The sequence below is a fragment of the Lactobacillus sp. ESL0681 genome, assembly GCF_029392835.1.
In the GTDB taxonomy this organism is placed as follows: domain Bacteria; phylum Bacillota; class Bacilli; order Lactobacillales; family Lactobacillaceae; genus Lactobacillus.
The window spans coordinates 183,793-199,905 of record NZ_CP113943.1 but is presented as its reverse complement, the minus strand read 5'-3'; the positions used below and the strand labels follow the sequence as shown (position 1 = coordinate 199,905).

Here is a 16,113-nt window from a genome sequence, read left to right as displayed (position 1 = left end):
AACTAACTGGTAGTGCTTCTTTATTTACTAATAACTTCTTCATAACCCTGATCATAAATCGTTATCACAAACGTTGACCCTTGATTTGGTACCGAATTAACTCTAATTTTACCGCCATGCTGTTTAACCAATGAAGCAACGATTGCTAGACCTAACCCTGACTCTCCCTTACCAAGTCTTGCTCTAGAAGGATCAGCCTTAAAGAAACGCTCAAAAATATATTGCATCTGCTCTTGACTCATACCAATTCCATTATCCGTAACGACGATTTCACTCCCATGTTCAATCCTGCGACCAGTAATCGTAATCTGACCATTAGTAGTAAATTGGATAGCATTTTGGACTAAATTAACAACAATTTGGGTAAAGCGATCACGATCAGCATAAATCAGCAATTTTTGCGGTGATATTACCTGCAACTGATCGTTTGCTTTAACTGCATTTTGTTTGAGTTGAATCTTAACGTCCTCTAGCACCTTAGTTGCATTAAACTGAGTCTTAGTAAGATTAACCTTGTTATTACGAATCTTCTCGTAATCAAGATTTTCATTAACTAGTCGAATCAAACGTTTAGTTTCCCTACTCATCAATGCAATCGATTTTGGCTTCGATTCTTCAGGAATCGCATCATACTGTAAGCCTTCCAAAATACCATTAATCGTTGTAAGTGGTGTCCTCATTTCATGAGCAGCATCAGCCATAAACTGATCTCGGCGCTTTTCCTGTTGTCTAACTTCTTCGTTAGATTTTTTTAGCGTACGCACCATTTGGTTAAAACTAGCAGCTAATTGGTCTATTTCATCATTTCCCTGATATTTAATCTGAACATCAAAGTCGCCAGCTTGCACCTTTTTAGTTGCCCGTGATAATCGTTTAATTTTGCTAGTTGAATAATATGACAAAACTAGACTCAAAATTAATCCAACAATCAAGGCAATAATTAGTGCATTAAATAAGTTATGCTTAGCAGTGACAATTGAGCGCTCCACATTCTTGACTCGTGAACCTAGCCAAATCGACCCAATCAACTTATTTTTATTTGTCCATGGAACTAATACCCCAGTATAAGCGTCCTTAGTATGTCCAAAATAGGCCTTCGAATCATTATTATTTTTTACCCGAATTTCACGTCCCTGGTTCAAAATAGAAAAAACTGACTGGGGTAAACAGAATTTTTGTTCATTTTTAGGATAAATTTGCTTACCAGCTGCATCAAAAATTCTCAAATGCAAGTCATCACTACGTAAAACAAATTGTAATTGATTTAAGAATTCTGAATTAAGCGTAACCGTTCCATTTTTTTGATTAGCAACAGCCAAATCACTTAAAGAAGCAGCATAATCATCCATGCGCTGATAGTTTTGGGTATAAGCTTGATCTGTAACATACGTGATTTCCGCATAACCAATAATCGCAACCGTAGTAAAAATTATTAGTAAAAAGCTAAGCAGATGTTGATAAATTAACTTCATTTGTCTGCCTGTGAATCATCAAACTTATAGCCAACACCCCAAACTGTTTGAATTACGTTAGCACCAACTTTTTCTAATTTTTGCCGTAATTTTTTAATATGTGCATCAACAGTTCTTTCTTCACCAAAATAATCGTAGCCCCAAACGGACTCTAATAATTGTTCACGCGAAAAGACTTGCTTTGGCTTTTGGGCCATCGTATACAACAAGTCAAATTCTTTCGGTGTAATATTATCTACCAATTGACCATCAAACAGTACTTCGCGTCTAGTTTTGGAAATTTGTACATGATTGGTAGTAAGATCAAAAGATTCAGGTTTGTCACTTGCCTGTACCAGCTTTTGATTATCCTCAATCATAATTCGGCGTAATAGTGCCTTAATTCGAGCAATCAGTGCCAATGGACTAAAAGGTTTAGAAACATAGTCATCCGCTCCTACACCTAATCCTAAAATTTGATCAGCCTCACTATCACGGGCTGTTAACATGATAATAGGAACAGTTGGTGAAATCGCGCGAACTTCCTTAGCAACTTGAATCCCATCCTTTTTAGGCAAATTCAGATCTAAAGTAATTAAGTCATATTGGTCTGGGTGTTTGGTGAACTTAGCAATTGCCTCCTCGCCATCAACAGCTACTTCTTGGCTCCAACCCTCTTTTTTAAAGAACATACCCATCATTTCAGCAACTGAGGCATCATCTTCAACCATTAAAATTTTAAGCTTCATTTTCGATCCTTAAGTCCTTTAGTTTTTTCGTGTTTTACTTGATCGGGTTCCACATAATCTGGTGGTAATTCATGACGTTTTTGCAAAAATGCTTTTAAACTTTTTTCCGTTGCCACAATTGGAAATAAAATAAAAAAGTAAAACGTCAATAACCACAGCAAAAAATACCGATCCCATTGCAAAAGATGGATCACTACTCCAATTCCAAGTTGAAGTAGTCCAAAAATAATGCAAAATTGACTTGCTCGTTTTTGGGCAAACTGAAAACTAGCTTGATTAACTTGAGCCAAGTATGAAGAGTAACCATAAAGTGGATTAGCCTGCTTAGCTGGTGCAATTAACCACAAAAGTCCCACACCTAAAATTAGCAAACCACAAGCAATGTATATCATCCTTTCCCCTTTCTATTTCTTCGCTTAACAAAAATAGTTATTACTTTCTTAATTTTAAACTTTTCACAAGCAAAATAAAAATTGTATTGATAATTTAACAAATTAATTAGTAAAAAGTAAAGGACTAACCTCCAAAAATCAATTGGAAGTTAGTCCCTTAAAAATTAATAGTGTTAAGCATGCTACTTTAATTAGTATTCTTTAACCTTTCAAGCCGAGAATCTGCAATTACTTGTTCTAGTTCTTGTGTGCAATAATCCAGTTGCTGCTGATCCCAACCATAATAATTAGCCATGCGGTTAACAACACCCACTTTAACTTTATCTAAAGTATCATTCTTAAATAAGACATGATATGTGCGCCGCAATAAATAATCAACTGGTGTGAGCGTCATTTCTTCTGCTAAGGAATAATCCAGTGCTGCAGTCTGTCCCAAAGTAAGTCCTGGTTCTGGAGTAATTTGCTTAGCACGGTCATAAATTTTGGCTGCTTCTGAACCAAACAGGCTAGCAATTTCTTGAGCATCAGCTGGTGAAATACCAACTGCCTCTCCGGCTTGCGCAATTTTTGCTAGTTCTGCCTCTGCATTGTCTGAATCAAAATCGCCACCCGCAACTTTGACTTTAGCTGAATCTGGTAAAACAAAAGCTTCTCCAAAATCATCATGCAGTTTTTGAGCAATCTTTTCCATTGCTCCATTAGCCATAATCCGGTAGTCAGTTAGCTTGCCACCTGCAAGCGTAATAAGTCCATCATCAGCAGTTGTCAATGAACTTCCTCGAGAAACAGCAGAAGGCGCCGAGGTACTATCTGAAACGCTGGCACCAGTCACTGCATCAGCAGCTGCATTACCAGCATCTTCTACGCCGATTAATGGCCGTACACCTGCCCAACTAGCTTCAACGTCAGCCAGTGTTAAATGTGCTGTAGGATATTTTCGATTGATGATCTTTAGTAGGTAATCAACATCACTTTGTTCAACAACTGGATGATTATAATCACCATGAAAATCAGTATCTGTAGTACCAATATAGGTTTTCCCTTCTCTTGGAATGGTAAAAATCATTCTGCCATCTGCGGTGCCTGAACCAAAATAGGTTGGTTGTGGAACCTTTAGCCGCGATTGATCAACTACCAAATGAACCCCTTTAGTTGGACGCAAACGGGCTTCCTTATAAGTTAACTGATCTGTCTGTCTGACTTCATCTGACCACGGACCAGCGGCATTAATAACAACTTTAGCATGAATGTCAAATTCTGTTCCATCTAGCAAATCTTTAACTCTTACGCCATTAACCTGTTTGGCTTCATTATGTAAAATTTTAATTGCTTTTAGCCTACTAACCGCTAAACAGCCAAGTTCGTGGGCCTTTTTGACATTTTCCAAAACTAGCCGAGAGTCATTATTTTGATAGTCTAAATAAACCCCTGCGCCTTCTAAGTTAACTGGATTTAGTTGCGGTTCACGTTTTAACGTTTCTGCTTTATCAATCGTATAATTGGCATATTTAGTTAATGGGGAGTCTCCTTCGATACCAGCTAAGTGATCATATAAATCCATAGCGACCTTAACCGAAAACATTGTAAATGTAGTATCTGGCTCATCATAAATTGGCAAAATCATTGGATCTGGTTGGGTCATGTGCGGTGCAATATGTTGAATGACCGCCCGTTCTTTAACCGTATCAGACACCACTTGTACATCAAAAGTTTTGAGATAGCGTATCCCGCCATGAACTAGTCTAGTTGAACGCGATGAAGTTCCGGCGCCAAAGTCCTGCATATCAATTAATCCAGTTTTCATTTTGGCGCTGCTAGCTTGCAAGGCAATTCCTGCACCAGTAATGCCACCACCAATAACTAATAAATCTAAGTCAATATTTTTTAGCTGCTCGATTTCTTTTTTTCTAGTTTTAAGTGAAAATCCCATTTGTTATCCTCCATTAAAAATTATTATTACTATTAAAGGGCATGATATGAAAAACTTTGAGCCGCCTTTACAGCAGATTGCCAGCCTTTGTATAAGTTTTCCCGTTCAGCTGGTTTCATCTGCGGCTTAAAGACCTTACCTACCTTTTGAATACCTTTTAACTCATCGAGGCTATGCCAAAAACCAATTCCTAAACCAGCTAAAAAGGCAGCACCCAAAGCCGTGGTTTCTAAATTTTCAACTCGTTCAATTTCTATTCCCAAAATATCAGCTTGGAATTGCATTAAATAATCATTATTAGCAGCACCACCATCGACCTTAAGTTTTGGAATAGCAATTTCAGTATCTTGATGCATGGTATCAATTACATCACGACTTTGATATGCCAGTGATTGCAGTGTAGCCTTAATAAAGTCATCACGTGAAGAGCCACGAGTTAAGCCAAAGACTGCTCCGCGCACCTCCGAATCCCAGTATGGCGCACCCAAACCAGTAAAAGCAGGAACCACAAAAACTTCATTGTGATCGCTTGAATTACGAGCCGCAGTTTCCGATTCTGTAGCGTCGCTAATAATTTTCATTTGATCACGCAACCATTGGATAGCCGATCCAGCAACGTAAATACTGCCTTCTAGAGCATAATTTACCTGACCATTAATACCATAAGCAACCGTTGTTAATAGATTATTGGCAGAAAATTCTGGCTCATGTCCCGTATTCATGACTGTAAAAGCACCGGTACCATAAGTGTTTTTAACCATTCCTGGTTCAAAGGCTAACTGACCAAATAACGCAGCTTGTTGGTCTCCAGCCATCCCTGCTATCGGCACCTCACTACCATAAAAATGGTAATCTGCTGTTTTACCATATACCTCCGAATTGGTTTTAACTTCTGGTAACATTTGTCGCGGAATATTAAGTAACTTAAGAATGTCATCATCCCAATCAAGTTTTTTAATATTAAACAGCATTGTCCTGCTAGCATTTGAATAATCAGTTACATGAACCTTTCCACCAGTTAGTTTCCAAACCAGCCAGGTATCAATTGTGCCAAATAGCAGTTCACCATTTTCTGCTCTCTGCTGAGCACCAGGTACATGATCCAAAATCCACCGAATTTTTGTAGCTGAAAAGTATGCATCAGGAATTAAACCAGTCTTTTGATGAATCATTTCCTGATTTCCATCGGCAATTAATTGATCAGCTAACTTGGAAGTTTGCCTTGATTGCCAAACAATTGCATGATGAATTGGTAACCCCGTCTTTTTGTCCCAAACAACCGTCGTTTCACGCTGATTAGTAATGCCAATACCTGCAATTTGATCAGGTTTGATTTCAGAGTTGATGAACGAATTGGCAATTGTCGATAAAACTGAATTCCAAATTTCATTGGCATCATGCTCAACCCAGCCAGGTTTAGGAAAATATTGTCGAAATTCTTTACGTGATTCAATTACTTTTTTACCTTTGTGATCAAAGATGATTGCACGTGTACTGGTTGTGCCCTCATCAATTGCCAAGATATATTTTTGTACCATCTGGAATCACTCCTTTTAATATTAATAATCTTAAGTTTTAAGTAAAAATTCCTTGCTTGCACCTTTAACTCTATACTATCTTTTTGGTAAGCGCTAACATAGAATGATAATAACTTATTACCTAAAGTTATAAGCTCAAGGAGAAACTTATGAAATACAATTTATTGGCTTTTAAATATTTTATTGATGTAGTGGAAACACAAGGATTCACGCCTGCAGCTAAACGTAATTTTGTGTCGCAAACAGCAATTAGTAAGGCTATCAAAAATTTGGAAAATGAGCTCCAACTTAATTTAATCGATCGCTCAACTTCTCATTTTCAGGTTACTCCTGCTGGTATTAATCTATATCATTACTCAATTGCCTTGCTCAAGCATTATGATAACTTTAACGAAAAAGTTAGCAAGCTAGATGATAGTTACCAAACTCTAAAGATCCACTATTTACGTGGATTTAGCCATTGGGCACTCGAGTTATCAAAGAAATTAAGATTACTAAATCCACAGTTACAATTGGAACTTGATACCGAAAAATTTTCTAGTAGTATAACTAAATTAGCGGCAAATGACTATGATATTTTAGTAGGCTTCTCAACTGCCGTCAGCAAAATTAAGGATATCAGAATTAAGAAGATTGGTACTGCTAACTTTGGGGTACTGCTTCATCAGTCTACTTTTCATAATCAGACGATAAATAACGAAACTGTAGCTAAACAGTCGCTTTTTTTACAAAAATGGTCAGCTACTGATGGCAACGACGTTCAGACTAAAATTCAAATTATTTTGCAAAAATTGCAGATAAGCTACCAAAAAGTAATTTATCTCGACAGCTTTGACGCTGCGCTAACAAACGTCTACTTAAATCATGGTCTAGCACTTTATCCAAAAGAATTACCACTTAATATCCCCTATACTGACACACTTGGCTATTTACCAGAAATTCCTACCTTGCAATACGATGTAGTAGCAATCTATAAGGAACCGGCAATCGGCAATATTTTAAACAAAGCTCTGTCAGCAAGTTGATTTTTGAGCATAAAAAATCACTCTGGTTACAGCCAAAGTGATTTAGATGATGATTATTAATCTGTCAATCTCAGGGTAGCCAAATTGTAATTTCCATTAGGTGAAATTATCAAGTTTTTAACTCGAGATTTAGTTAAATGGGCTTCTCCGAGCTGGTATAGCGGACTTACACCTTGCTCTTCATTTAAAATATTTTGAGCAGTCTTCAAATCTTGCCAGCGCCTGTTGGCATTATTGGCATCTTCTTTCATACTCCTTGCAACTAACTGATCAAATTTTTTATTAGTCCATTTACCCCAATTGTAACTTGCTTTAGAAGTCATTAACGTTAGAAAATTAATTGGATCCGGAAAATCTGCCGTCCACGTTGTCACCACTAAGTCAAAATCACCACTACCAGAGCGACTAATTCGACTTTTGAATGGCACATTATTTAACGTGATTTTTATTCCTGGTAATTTTTCTAATTGATTTTGGATAAATTCACATTGCTTCTTGGAAACATCAGTATCGTCACCTAATAAGACTAAATTAAACTTTTTACCTTGATTACCTGTTTCAGCTAAGCCTTGTTGCCAAAGCTTTTTAGCCTTTTTGGGATCATACTTGACATATTTAGCCGCACTAGGTTTAACTTCATCCACAAAATCCTTGGTTTTATCAGCTGGATCAAAAGACATATTCTGCGGTACCAGGCTACTAAGCGGCTTACTACCATCACCAAGAACTTTTTTTGTTAATTGAACTCGATCAATTGATAATGAAATTGCTTGCCTAATCTTTTTATTTCTAAATAATGCCTGCCGCTTTAGGTTAGGTGCCAAATAAAAAATAGAATTCATTTTACGAGAATTATAATCTTTATCGCCTCGCATTTGCTTAGCATTATCACCACTAATAGTCACATCATCTAACTTATTTGATTGGTATAAATTTAAAGCAGTAGTTGGATCCTTAACTACCTGATATTGCAACTTTTTAACTTTAACATTTTTGGCATTCCAATAATTATTATTCTTTATTTCGGTCCAAGTATTATCTGGACTGTCCCAATTAACCAATTTATACGGTCCATTAAAAACTGACGCTTTGGAATTTGTGCCAAACTTTTTACCCCATTTTTTCACAACTTTCTTATTTTGTGGAAAATAAAATTCACCGGTCATTAATTTATTAAAATATGGAATAGGTTTTTCCAAAGTAACCTGCAAAGTATATTTGTCTAAAGCTTTTACTCCTAACGAATTGACTGGTTTTTTACCAGCAGTGATTGCTTCTGCGTTAGCAATCCCTTCATAAATATAGGCATACTGTGATTTAGTCTTAGGATCAACTGTTCGCCGCCATGCAAAGACAAAATCAGCAGCTGTCAATTCATCGCCATTGCTCCATTTTGAATGTCGCAAAGGAAAAGTATAGGTCAAGCCGTTGTTAGTCGGTTTAACAATTTTAGTAGCAAGTGCTGGCTTAAGCGTTTTGCCCTCATAACGATATAAACCTTCCATTGTATTTGTTGCAGCCTGACTGCCAATCACATCAGTATTGAGCGACGGATCCATTGTTGCAATGATATCCTTAACCATAAATTTCGCAGTACTATTAACTTTTTTAGGTTGCGAACTATTATTAGTGCCACACCCCACCAAAGTTACCATACTTAATAAACTGGTTATTCCAACTATTACCAATCGTTTTACCTTCATTATTAAACTCCCTATTTTGAGACTGTAAAAGTGTTTTTGTAATTTTACATCGTTTAATATTAAAAGTAAATATATTTTTTATTAAATATAAATAAAAAAGGCCCCACATACGTGGGGAATACGTTGACTAGTATAGCCGCCACGTTCCCATTGAGGGATCACCCCCACATACGTGGGGAATACAAAAGGTGTATTTATTTCAACGCAAGATGTTCAGATCACCCCCACATACGTGGGGAATACTGACTGGCAAGGTGTGCAGTTCAATTTCAAACGGATCACCCCCCACATACGTGGGGAATACAGTAAAAAAACACTGATACATCAACATTCAAAAATTAAAAAGATTGAAAAATCATTAGTTCATCTTCACTAACTATCCCCTGCAAGCCAGAACATACCTAGCATAAAATTTACTTCTTGCCTTAAAAATACAAATAAGCTCAAGTATTGTTAATATTCCTTAGTTTATGAAATAAAGTATTCCTAGTTATACGTCACACATAAAAAGTTTAACAAACGAACTAGTTAATACTAACTCAACCATGCTGGATCCATTAAAATCTATCCTACTATAATAATAAAAATATTTTACTTTTGATAATTACTTCCACTTAAAAAATATAATATAACAAACGTGCTAAACTGCAGTTTCAATTCACCTTTGCTGTAAATTGCTTTTCTTAATACAAATAATAGAATTCCAAGTACGAGAGCAATACCAGCGGATCCATAATACTGCCTTTCTTTGTTAACCGTGATATTAAATTAGATAGTAAAGATTAGAACTTTTCTACTTTTTTATGCTTTCTATCTATTTTTGCTTTATTATAATATATTTTTATTACGTAAAGTAAATTTTCTTGAAAAAAATATTCTTTTCACTACGTAATTTTAATCTAAACCCTACTAATAAAATAAATCGTTTTTTAATTTACTTCATCTTTCTTTATAAAACTGTTTAGAAATCCATCAACATTTTTACGTAAGCATATTGACATTTATTCTCAATAGTGCAAGTATAAAATTATTATAAATAATATATAGTTTTATTCGGATATATTTATATTATTGTATAGAAAAACATTTTTATTAACAAATATATTATTATTTTAAAGGAGAAATTATGAAAAATAAAAAAGTACTGTCATTTCTAGCAGCTAGCTCTATTGCAATAACTTCAGTTGGTTATATTGGCAAAACCGTGCCTACCACTGTTCAAGCAGCTAAAAAAATTAAACTTATTTCAGGAACTTATAAAGTAGGTAAAAATAACAAAATTAAACCAGGGCGCTATACTATTAAGGCAGCAAAAGGAAGTGGAAATGTTATATCATCTCGATCAATTAATGAAATTGTTGGAACAAAGAGAAACAAATCGCTTGGATCTGTTAAAAAATTCCATGCTACTTTACACAACAAAGAGATCCTAAGAACAAACCTACAAAAACTAAAATTGATAAAAAGATAATTGATCTAAAAAAGTATAAGATCATATTTTAGAATTAAACAAAAAATCCTTCAAGACTCGGGTTGATAGTTGAATCTTGAAGGCTTAAAACAAACACGCTTTGACAGCGGTTCCTGTGTACTATTTTATCACAATTATGTAGGAGGGTTTATATGAAAACCAAGAAAATTGTTTTAGCAGGTGCTACTGCCCTACTGCTTGGCTTAAGCGGCATAAGCACTAATGTTTCAGCACATAGTTATTCATGGTGGTACAAACCGCGGAAAGTCAAAGTTATAAAACCTGTTAAGGCTTACGAAAATAAAAAAAGATTTCCACTTTACCGAACTATTTATGTTAGATCAAAAACTTTAAAAGTTGGTACTGAATTAAAAATAGAACATTCTATGAAATACGAATGGATTATGCACAAAAAGGGTTTTGCTGATGGGTATTTTAAATCTAATAAACATAAATACTTTTGGGTCATTTCAAAGCCAAAAGGTTGGTATAAATTAGTTAAATAGCACGAGGTATAACTATGAAAAAGAAATGGCTAGTTTTAGTTATGGCTGTGGTGTTTTTGATACCAACCGCAATATCTACGCAAGAAGTTAGTGCAGCAAAGTACAAGCCATACTCATATTGGTGTAAAAAAGACTTATATGGTAATAAGTGGCATTCAGTAGTTTTAACCAAAAATATAACTATTCGAAAGATTAAATGGCATAAAGAAGGCGTTGGCCATGAATATCTTGCTCAAAAGAAAGTACTTAAAAAAGGTTCTAGAGAATCTATAAGATCAGTTTTACAGTTTAGCTATTATTGGGCATTTAATAAATATTCTAATTGGTGCTACCCACATAAGACAGCTAATTGGTTTGAAACAGAAGCTCAGTATAATGCTGCAAAGAGAAAAAAACAAAAAGCAAAAGAGAAAAAAGCATTTAACAAAAAGACAAAAAAGTATGATATCTTTTTAGAAGATAATATCTTCTATATAAAAAATAAAGGGCAATTGACGATTGGCGACGCAATAAATAAGCAAGATTCAATTAACTTATTTTGTAGTTTTACTAATAAGTCTAAAACTGAACTTAATGTAGCCGATATTTTTAACAAATATGTTCTAGTAACTATGAATGGTGTACCACTAACATTTATTTACGATGATTATTTAGTTAAGCCAGGTAAAAGCCTTGGTATCCAACTTACTAGTTCAAATATCAGTCAAAGCCCTAGTGATCAAATTACAGTGGCAGAAGTTAATTCTGGTATTCATACAGATGGTCACTCTTTATATTTGACTTTAAAATAGATAAGGAACTTCTATGAAAAAGAAACTTATACTTTTGTTTGTGGCTGTATCCCTAGGCATTTCACCAGCTATTATATCAGTGAAAACTGTGCAGGCTGTTCCTTCATTTAAATCGAGTTATTGGCAGAGACCACTTCATCCTCGTAAAGTAATTACGACTAAACGAGTTAAAATTTGGAAGATCAACGCCAATGTCCCTGGCTACAAAGAATATCCAATGAAGAAAAAATGGCTTAAAAAGGGTTCTGTAGTTCATGTTGCAGAAATGGCATCTTGGTCATGGGGATTTCAAGGACATATTCCAGGTATAGGGCCAGCAAACGGGAAAGGTTATTTTTGGATATATAATAAGAACACCAGCAATTGGTTGGCGTACTATAACAAGAAAAATTTAAAAAAGTATCGAAATTAATATCATTTCTACAACAAAAAAATCCCACAAGAGCCACATCGCCAAATGTTACTCTTGTAGGATTAAATAACCGCATTAGGGATACTATGCCCTTTTGCTCACTCAATTTTAACATAATAAGGAGGAATAAACATGCCCAGAAGGACAAATAAAGAGATTAAAGAATACACTCTTAAATCTGGTGCAAAGCGTTGGAAATTTCAAACATATCTTGGCACAGATGAAAATGGTAAAAAAATCAATGTTACACGGCAAGGATTTAAGACCTACAGTGAAGCCTCTTCTGCTTACAACAAATTAAAGGCTCAAGGTGGAGAAAAGCAATATCAACGTCCTAATCAAATTAAAGTTGATGAAATTGTACAAGCTCTGGTTTGAAAGCTATAAAGATCAAGTCAAAGAATCAACTGCCAATAAAATTGCAATAATGTATAGAGTCCACCTCAAAACGATTTTCGGCGACAAGTACATGGACAAAATTCAAGTTAAAGACATACAAAAATTTGCTAATAAAAAAGCAAAAGAAATCGTAAAATACAAAGATGTAGTTAGACAGCTTGGTACTTTATACGAATATGCAATCAGATTTGGGTATGTAAAAGAAAATCCAGTTAAGCGAATAATTATGCCCAAGAAAACCTCTAGGCCACGAAGAGATATACGAAAAAATGTTTACACTAGGCAAGAACTTGAAGATTTTTTAGCTGCAGCGCAAAAATATAGTCTTAGGGCTTATACCTTTTTTAAGATTCTTTCTTCAACCGGTTTGCGCAAATCAGAAGCTTTGGCACTAACCTGGAATGACATTAACTTAGATAAAAGCACCCTCGAAGTAAATAAGACACTATCTGTTGGCTATCAAAAAATCACCAAAAAGTAAAATGTCAATTAGGACTCTTCCAATCACCGACAATCTCAAAGAATTGTTGATTGAATATCAGGACTATGAAATGAAGCAACCACTTGTCAGCAACAAACTTTTTCATACAATGCAAGGAAATTATTTAACACTCAGCAAACCTGACCAATGGCGACATGCTATTTATAAAGCTAATCCCGATTTAAAACAAATAACAATTCATGGTTTTCGCCATACCTTTGCTACTCTACTAATTAGTGAAACTAACGTTAAGCCCAAGACAGTTCAGATGCTAATGGGCCATGAAACAATCGAAATGACAATGGATATTTATACTCACTTAACTACCCAAAACAAAAAAGACGCCATTAATTCTATTAAACTTTTAGACATTTAAAAAGCACCACTCTTTCGGAGTAGTGCTTTTCTTTCTATGTAGAAATTCCACAGACTTTCCACAGACTAAAATTTATTAACCATTTACATCTATTCACAAGAATGTTGTTAAATCAGCGTTTTTTAACACCTATTAACATTAATTTACATAGATATGGAGATGAGGGGAATTGAACCCCTGTCCAAACGCATTCCATCACTGACCTCTACGATCATAGTTATATTATTTGAACTTCACTAGTCCAAAACGCCATATAACAGAGCTAGGATGGACTAGCTAATCTGCTCAGACTCTTTTTAACTATTCAGATGAGGTAGTTAAACGTAACTCATTGATTTGATACCCAATACTAGACATGAGCAATCCAATACCAGGCAAGGCATAACTGCTAAACTAAGCAGCTAATGCGTATGAATTTTCTTTATTTGCAGTTAAAGTTCTGTAACGTTTTAATGTAGCCGTAACCTACAAATCGCAGTCAATGCGAATCTACGCCTGTCGAATCCCAAAACATCCCCGTTTTGACTTCTTAATTATAGCATAAACTACACTTAACATACGAATTAAAACCTAAAAAACTAGTTCAAATGAGCCAATCGAACAACGTCACGTTCAATCATTAATTCTTCATCTGTTGGAATAATCATTGCCTTAACTTTTGAATCAGATTTAGAAATAAACTTTTCACCATTTGACTTGTTGGCTTCAAAATCAGGTTCCAATCCAACATATTCGAATGATTTCATAACATTTTCACGTACACTACTATCATGTTCACCAATACCAGCCGTAAAGATAATTGCATCTACGCCATTCATTTCAGCAATATACGAACCAACATACTGTACTACGCGATTAACAAAGATATTACGAGCTAGACTAGCTTTTTTATCAGGATTAGTTTCTAAGTCACGCATATCTGAAGAAATTCCAGAAATTCCTACCAAGCCTGATTCATCATTCAAAATATCAATCATTTGATTAATATCAAGATTTTCTTTGTTCATAATATATTGCAAAACAGAAGGATCAACATCACCTGAACGTGTACCCATCGTCACACCAGCAAGTGGTGTAAAGCCCATTGAAGTATCAAATGACTTACCGCCTCTAACAGCTGTAACTGAAGCGCCAGATCCCAAGTGACAAACAACCAACTTCAGATCCTTAGCGTCTTTGCCTAATAACTCAGCTGCTCTAGCAACAATATATCTAACTGAGGTACCATGAGCACCATATTTACGGACGCCATACTTTTCATAGTATTTATTAGGAATAGAATACATATAATGAACTGGATCCAGACTCTGATGAAATGAAGTGTCAAATACACCAACTTCTGGTACATTAGGCAATAATTTCATAAATGCCTCAATGCCTTTAGCTTCTGCCGGATTATGTAAAGGGGCATACTCTTTTAAATCATAAATTTTCTGCAATTTTTCTTGATCAATAATTGCAGAATCTGCAAAGTCTTCACCACCAGCAACTATTCGATGACCAACACCAACTATCTCATTGAGATCATCAACTACTTGATATTTCTTTAAGGAATCTAGCAATAGATTAACTGCTGTTTCTTGATCAGGTATAGCAACTTCTTCAGTGTGCTTCTCTGCGTTAGCTAATTCAATTTCAAAAGAAGAGCCATCGATACCAACTCGATCAGCAATTCCTTCAGCTAAAACTTTCTCTTCAGGTAGCGCAAACAGCTTATATTTAAAAGAAGAGCTACCTGAGTTAATTGCTAAAACTTTTTTCATAAATAAAATTCCTCCGCACAAATAACTTTTAAATTTTTCACAAATTAATCAATGTTTTTATTATACCACTCATTTAGCTTAACATTAAGTTTAACCAGTGCTTCCTCTTGCTTAGTTGAGTCCAACTTTGTGAGAAATACTTCACTATTAGTTGCTTCTTGTCCATGATTTTGGAAAACTAAAATTGATTTTTGATTAAATTTATTTTTAAACATTTTATCAGGCAACTCGATTATCGAACGTATAAAAACTTTTTTTGTTAACCAAGGCATAAAATCTGCCCCAACCTTGCCCGCAAGAATTGATTGTGGAACTACTAAAAAAGCATAACCAGCTGGCTTAAGATTTTTAATTATTTGCTCAATAAATAATAAGTGAGCAAATGAATGTCCTTGCTGGGCCTTAGTGGCAAATTTTTTAGCATTTTCGTCAACCGGATAATAACCAATGGGCAAATCACTGACTACCACATCTGGACTATCAATTAGCCAAGGATTTAACGCATCCTGGCAATATAAGTCAATTTTAAGGTCATTTAAATGTGCACCAATATCTGCAAAACTTAAAATTTCTTCATCGTTATCAATACCTGTTAATTTGAATTGAAAACTTGAATGATTGACACCCTTAAGTTGATTAATTACCGAATACAATAAATCGCCAGTTCCAATTGCTGGATCAACAACTGTAAGTTGCTTGTTTGGCAGTAATTTTTGCATCATCAACGCTATTACCGTCGAAATTAGCGGCGGTGTTGGCATTTGATTGGTATCTATGCTGTCTTCAGTTTCCGCTTTTAACGTTAATAAAGTAAAAAGTTGCACCTTAGTAGCTCGCGAGAGTTGTCCATATCCTAGCTCTGCATATTTCTGACTTAATATGGCTACAGACTCTTTGTCTGGTGCACCCATTTCAACCTTGATTTTGCCGCTCTCGAGATTATCAAACGTTTCAATTAGTGCATCACTATATGAAACGTTCAACCTTTCCTGTAAAAACTCAACACAATCCGTAAATTTATTAAAAAGATCTTCGATTTTATCCATTATATTCCCCTATCTCTTAGATATTTTAATAGAAATAGGGTAATGCATGCAAGAAAATCATTCGTTAAGTTAGTGTCAAC

Annotated in this window: 13 protein-coding genes, 1 other RNA gene and 1 pseudogene; 6 read left to right on the top strand and 9 right to left on the bottom strand. The window is 35.1% G+C overall.

Annotated elements, in window-relative coordinates:
- Positions 1 to 20 precede the first annotated feature (20 nt).
- From OZX59_RS01075 to glpK, 5 genes are all read right to left on the bottom strand, one after another.
- Positions 21 to 1,472: a HAMP domain-containing sensor histidine kinase gene (locus OZX59_RS01075; protein ID WP_277126300.1), complete on the bottom strand. Its 1,452-nt coding sequence runs from the start codon at positions 1,470 to 1,472 to the stop codon at positions 21 to 23.
- Positions 1,469 to 2,200 carry a response regulator transcription factor gene (locus tag OZX59_RS01070; RefSeq protein WP_277126299.1) on the bottom strand — a complete coding sequence of 244 codons (732 nt, stop codon included), beginning with the start codon at positions 2,198 to 2,200 and terminating at the stop codon, positions 1,469 to 1,471. The genes OZX59_RS01075 and OZX59_RS01070 overlap by 4 nt, the downstream gene beginning before the upstream one ends.
- Positions 2,197 to 2,592, bottom strand: a complete 396-nt coding sequence (locus tag OZX59_RS01065) for a hypothetical protein (RefSeq protein ID WP_277126298.1) — start codon at positions 2,590 to 2,592, stop codon at positions 2,197 to 2,199. The genes OZX59_RS01070 and OZX59_RS01065 overlap by 4 nt, the downstream gene beginning before the upstream one ends.
- A 187-nt stretch (positions 2,593 to 2,779) precedes the next feature.
- The gene (locus tag OZX59_RS01060; RefSeq protein ID WP_277126297.1) at positions 2,780 to 4,522 is read right to left on the bottom strand and encodes an FAD-dependent oxidoreductase; all 1,743 of its coding nucleotides are present in this window, start codon (positions 4,520 to 4,522) and stop codon (positions 2,780 to 2,782) included.
- 32 nt (positions 4,523 to 4,554) lie between these two features.
- Positions 4,555 to 6,060 (bottom strand): glycerol kinase GlpK, encoded by a 1,506-nt coding sequence (gene glpK, locus OZX59_RS01055; protein WP_277126296.1) that lies wholly within the window; start codon positions 6,058 to 6,060, stop codon positions 4,555 to 4,557.
- A 149-nt stretch (positions 6,061 to 6,209) separates the two neighbouring features.
- On the opposite strand from glpK, the gene OZX59_RS01050 reads away from it, so the two are divergent.
- Positions 6,210 to 7,085, top strand: coding sequence for a LysR family transcriptional regulator (locus OZX59_RS01050; RefSeq protein ID WP_277126295.1), 876 nt, complete (start codon positions 6,210 to 6,212; stop codon positions 7,083 to 7,085).
- 56 nt (positions 7,086 to 7,141) lie between these two features.
- On the opposite strand, the gene OZX59_RS01045 is transcribed toward OZX59_RS01050, so the two are convergent.
- Positions 7,142 to 8,788 (bottom strand): peptide ABC transporter substrate-binding protein, encoded by a 1,647-nt coding sequence (locus tag OZX59_RS01045; RefSeq protein ID WP_277126294.1) that lies wholly within the window; start codon positions 8,786 to 8,788, stop codon positions 7,142 to 7,144.
- 1,126 nt (positions 8,789 to 9,914) lie between these two features.
- Between OZX59_RS01045 and OZX59_RS01040 the strand changes: the two genes are divergently transcribed.
- From OZX59_RS01040 to OZX59_RS01020, 5 genes and pseudogenes are all read left to right on the top strand, one after another.
- Positions 9,915 to 10,259, top strand: coding sequence for a hypothetical protein (locus tag OZX59_RS01040; protein WP_277126293.1), 345 nt, complete (start codon positions 9,915 to 9,917; stop codon positions 10,257 to 10,259).
- Positions 10,260 to 10,411: 152 nt separating this feature from the next.
- The gene (locus OZX59_RS01035; protein ID WP_277126292.1) at positions 10,412 to 10,765 is read left to right on the top strand and encodes a hypothetical protein; all 354 of its coding nucleotides are present in this window, start codon (positions 10,412 to 10,414) and stop codon (positions 10,763 to 10,765) included.
- A 14-nt stretch (positions 10,766 to 10,779) separates the two neighbouring features.
- Positions 10,780 to 11,556, top strand: a complete 777-nt coding sequence (locus tag OZX59_RS01030; RefSeq protein WP_277126291.1) for a hypothetical protein — start codon at positions 10,780 to 10,782, stop codon at positions 11,554 to 11,556.
- Between the two features lie 13 nt (positions 11,557 to 11,569).
- Positions 11,570 to 11,968, top strand: coding sequence for a hypothetical protein (locus tag OZX59_RS01025; protein ID WP_277126290.1), 399 nt, complete (start codon positions 11,570 to 11,572; stop codon positions 11,966 to 11,968).
- A 132-nt stretch (positions 11,969 to 12,100) separates the two neighbouring features.
- Positions 12,101 to 13,224: pseudogene (locus OZX59_RS01020) on the top strand (site-specific integrase).
- Positions 13,225 to 13,375: 151 nt separating this feature from the next.
- Here OZX59_RS01020 and ssrA read toward each other — a convergent pair.
- From ssrA to OZX59_RS01005, 3 genes are all read right to left on the bottom strand, one after another.
- Positions 13,376 to 13,742: a transfer-messenger RNA gene (gene ssrA / locus OZX59_RS01015) on the bottom strand.
- 60 nt (positions 13,743 to 13,802) lie between these two features.
- A complete protein-coding gene (locus OZX59_RS01010; RefSeq protein ID WP_277126289.1) occupies positions 13,803 to 14,987 on the bottom strand; it encodes an acetate kinase in 1,185 nt (394 codons plus the stop codon).
- Between the two features lie 44 nt (positions 14,988 to 15,031).
- A complete protein-coding gene (locus OZX59_RS01005) occupies positions 15,032 to 16,033 on the bottom strand; it encodes a class I SAM-dependent methyltransferase (protein WP_277126288.1) in 1,002 nt (333 codons plus the stop codon).
- Between the last annotated feature and the right edge of the window lie 80 nt (positions 16,034 to 16,113).

What these genes read in the sequence shown, in the direction of transcription:
- OZX59_RS01070 (WP_277126299.1), bottom strand. Translation starts at nt 2,200, where the DNA reads ATGAAGCTTAAAATTTTAATGGTTGAAGATGATGCCTCAGTTGCTGAA.
- OZX59_RS01010 (WP_277126289.1), bottom strand. Translation starts at nt 14,987, where the DNA reads ATGAAAAAAGTTTTAGCAATTAACTCAGGTAGCTCTTCTTTTAAATAT.
- OZX59_RS01025 (WP_277126290.1), top strand. Translation starts at nt 11,570, where the DNA reads ATGAAAAAGAAACTTATACTTTTGTTTGTGGCTGTATCCCTAGGCATT.
- OZX59_RS01050 (WP_277126295.1), top strand. Translation starts at nt 6,210, where the DNA reads ATGAAATACAATTTATTGGCTTTTAAATATTTTATTGATGTAGTGGAA.
- OZX59_RS01060 (WP_277126297.1), bottom strand. Translation starts at nt 4,522, where the DNA reads ATGGGATTTTCACTTAAAACTAGAAAAAAAGAAATCGAGCAGCTAAAA.
- OZX59_RS01045 (WP_277126294.1), bottom strand. Translation starts at nt 8,788, where the DNA reads ATGAAGGTAAAACGATTGGTAATAGTTGGAATAACCAGTTTATTAAGT.
- OZX59_RS01075 (WP_277126300.1), bottom strand. Translation starts at nt 1,472, where the DNA reads ATGAAGTTAATTTATCAACATCTGCTTAGCTTTTTACTAATAATTTTT.
- OZX59_RS01030 (WP_277126291.1), top strand. Translation starts at nt 10,780, where the DNA reads ATGAAAAAGAAATGGCTAGTTTTAGTTATGGCTGTGGTGTTTTTGATA.
- OZX59_RS01040 (WP_277126293.1), top strand. Translation starts at nt 9,915, where the DNA reads ATGAAAAATAAAAAAGTACTGTCATTTCTAGCAGCTAGCTCTATTGCA.
- OZX59_RS01035 (WP_277126292.1), top strand. Translation starts at nt 10,412, where the DNA reads ATGAAAACCAAGAAAATTGTTTTAGCAGGTGCTACTGCCCTACTGCTT.
- OZX59_RS01005 (WP_277126288.1), bottom strand. Translation starts at nt 16,033, where the DNA reads ATGGATAAAATCGAAGATCTTTTTAATAAATTTACGGATTGTGTTGAG.
- OZX59_RS01065 (WP_277126298.1), bottom strand. Translation starts at nt 2,592, where the DNA reads ATGATATACATTGCTTGTGGTTTGCTAATTTTAGGTGTGGGACTTTTG.
- glpK (WP_277126296.1), bottom strand. Translation starts at nt 6,060, where the DNA reads ATGGTACAAAAATATATCTTGGCAATTGATGAGGGCACAACCAGTACA.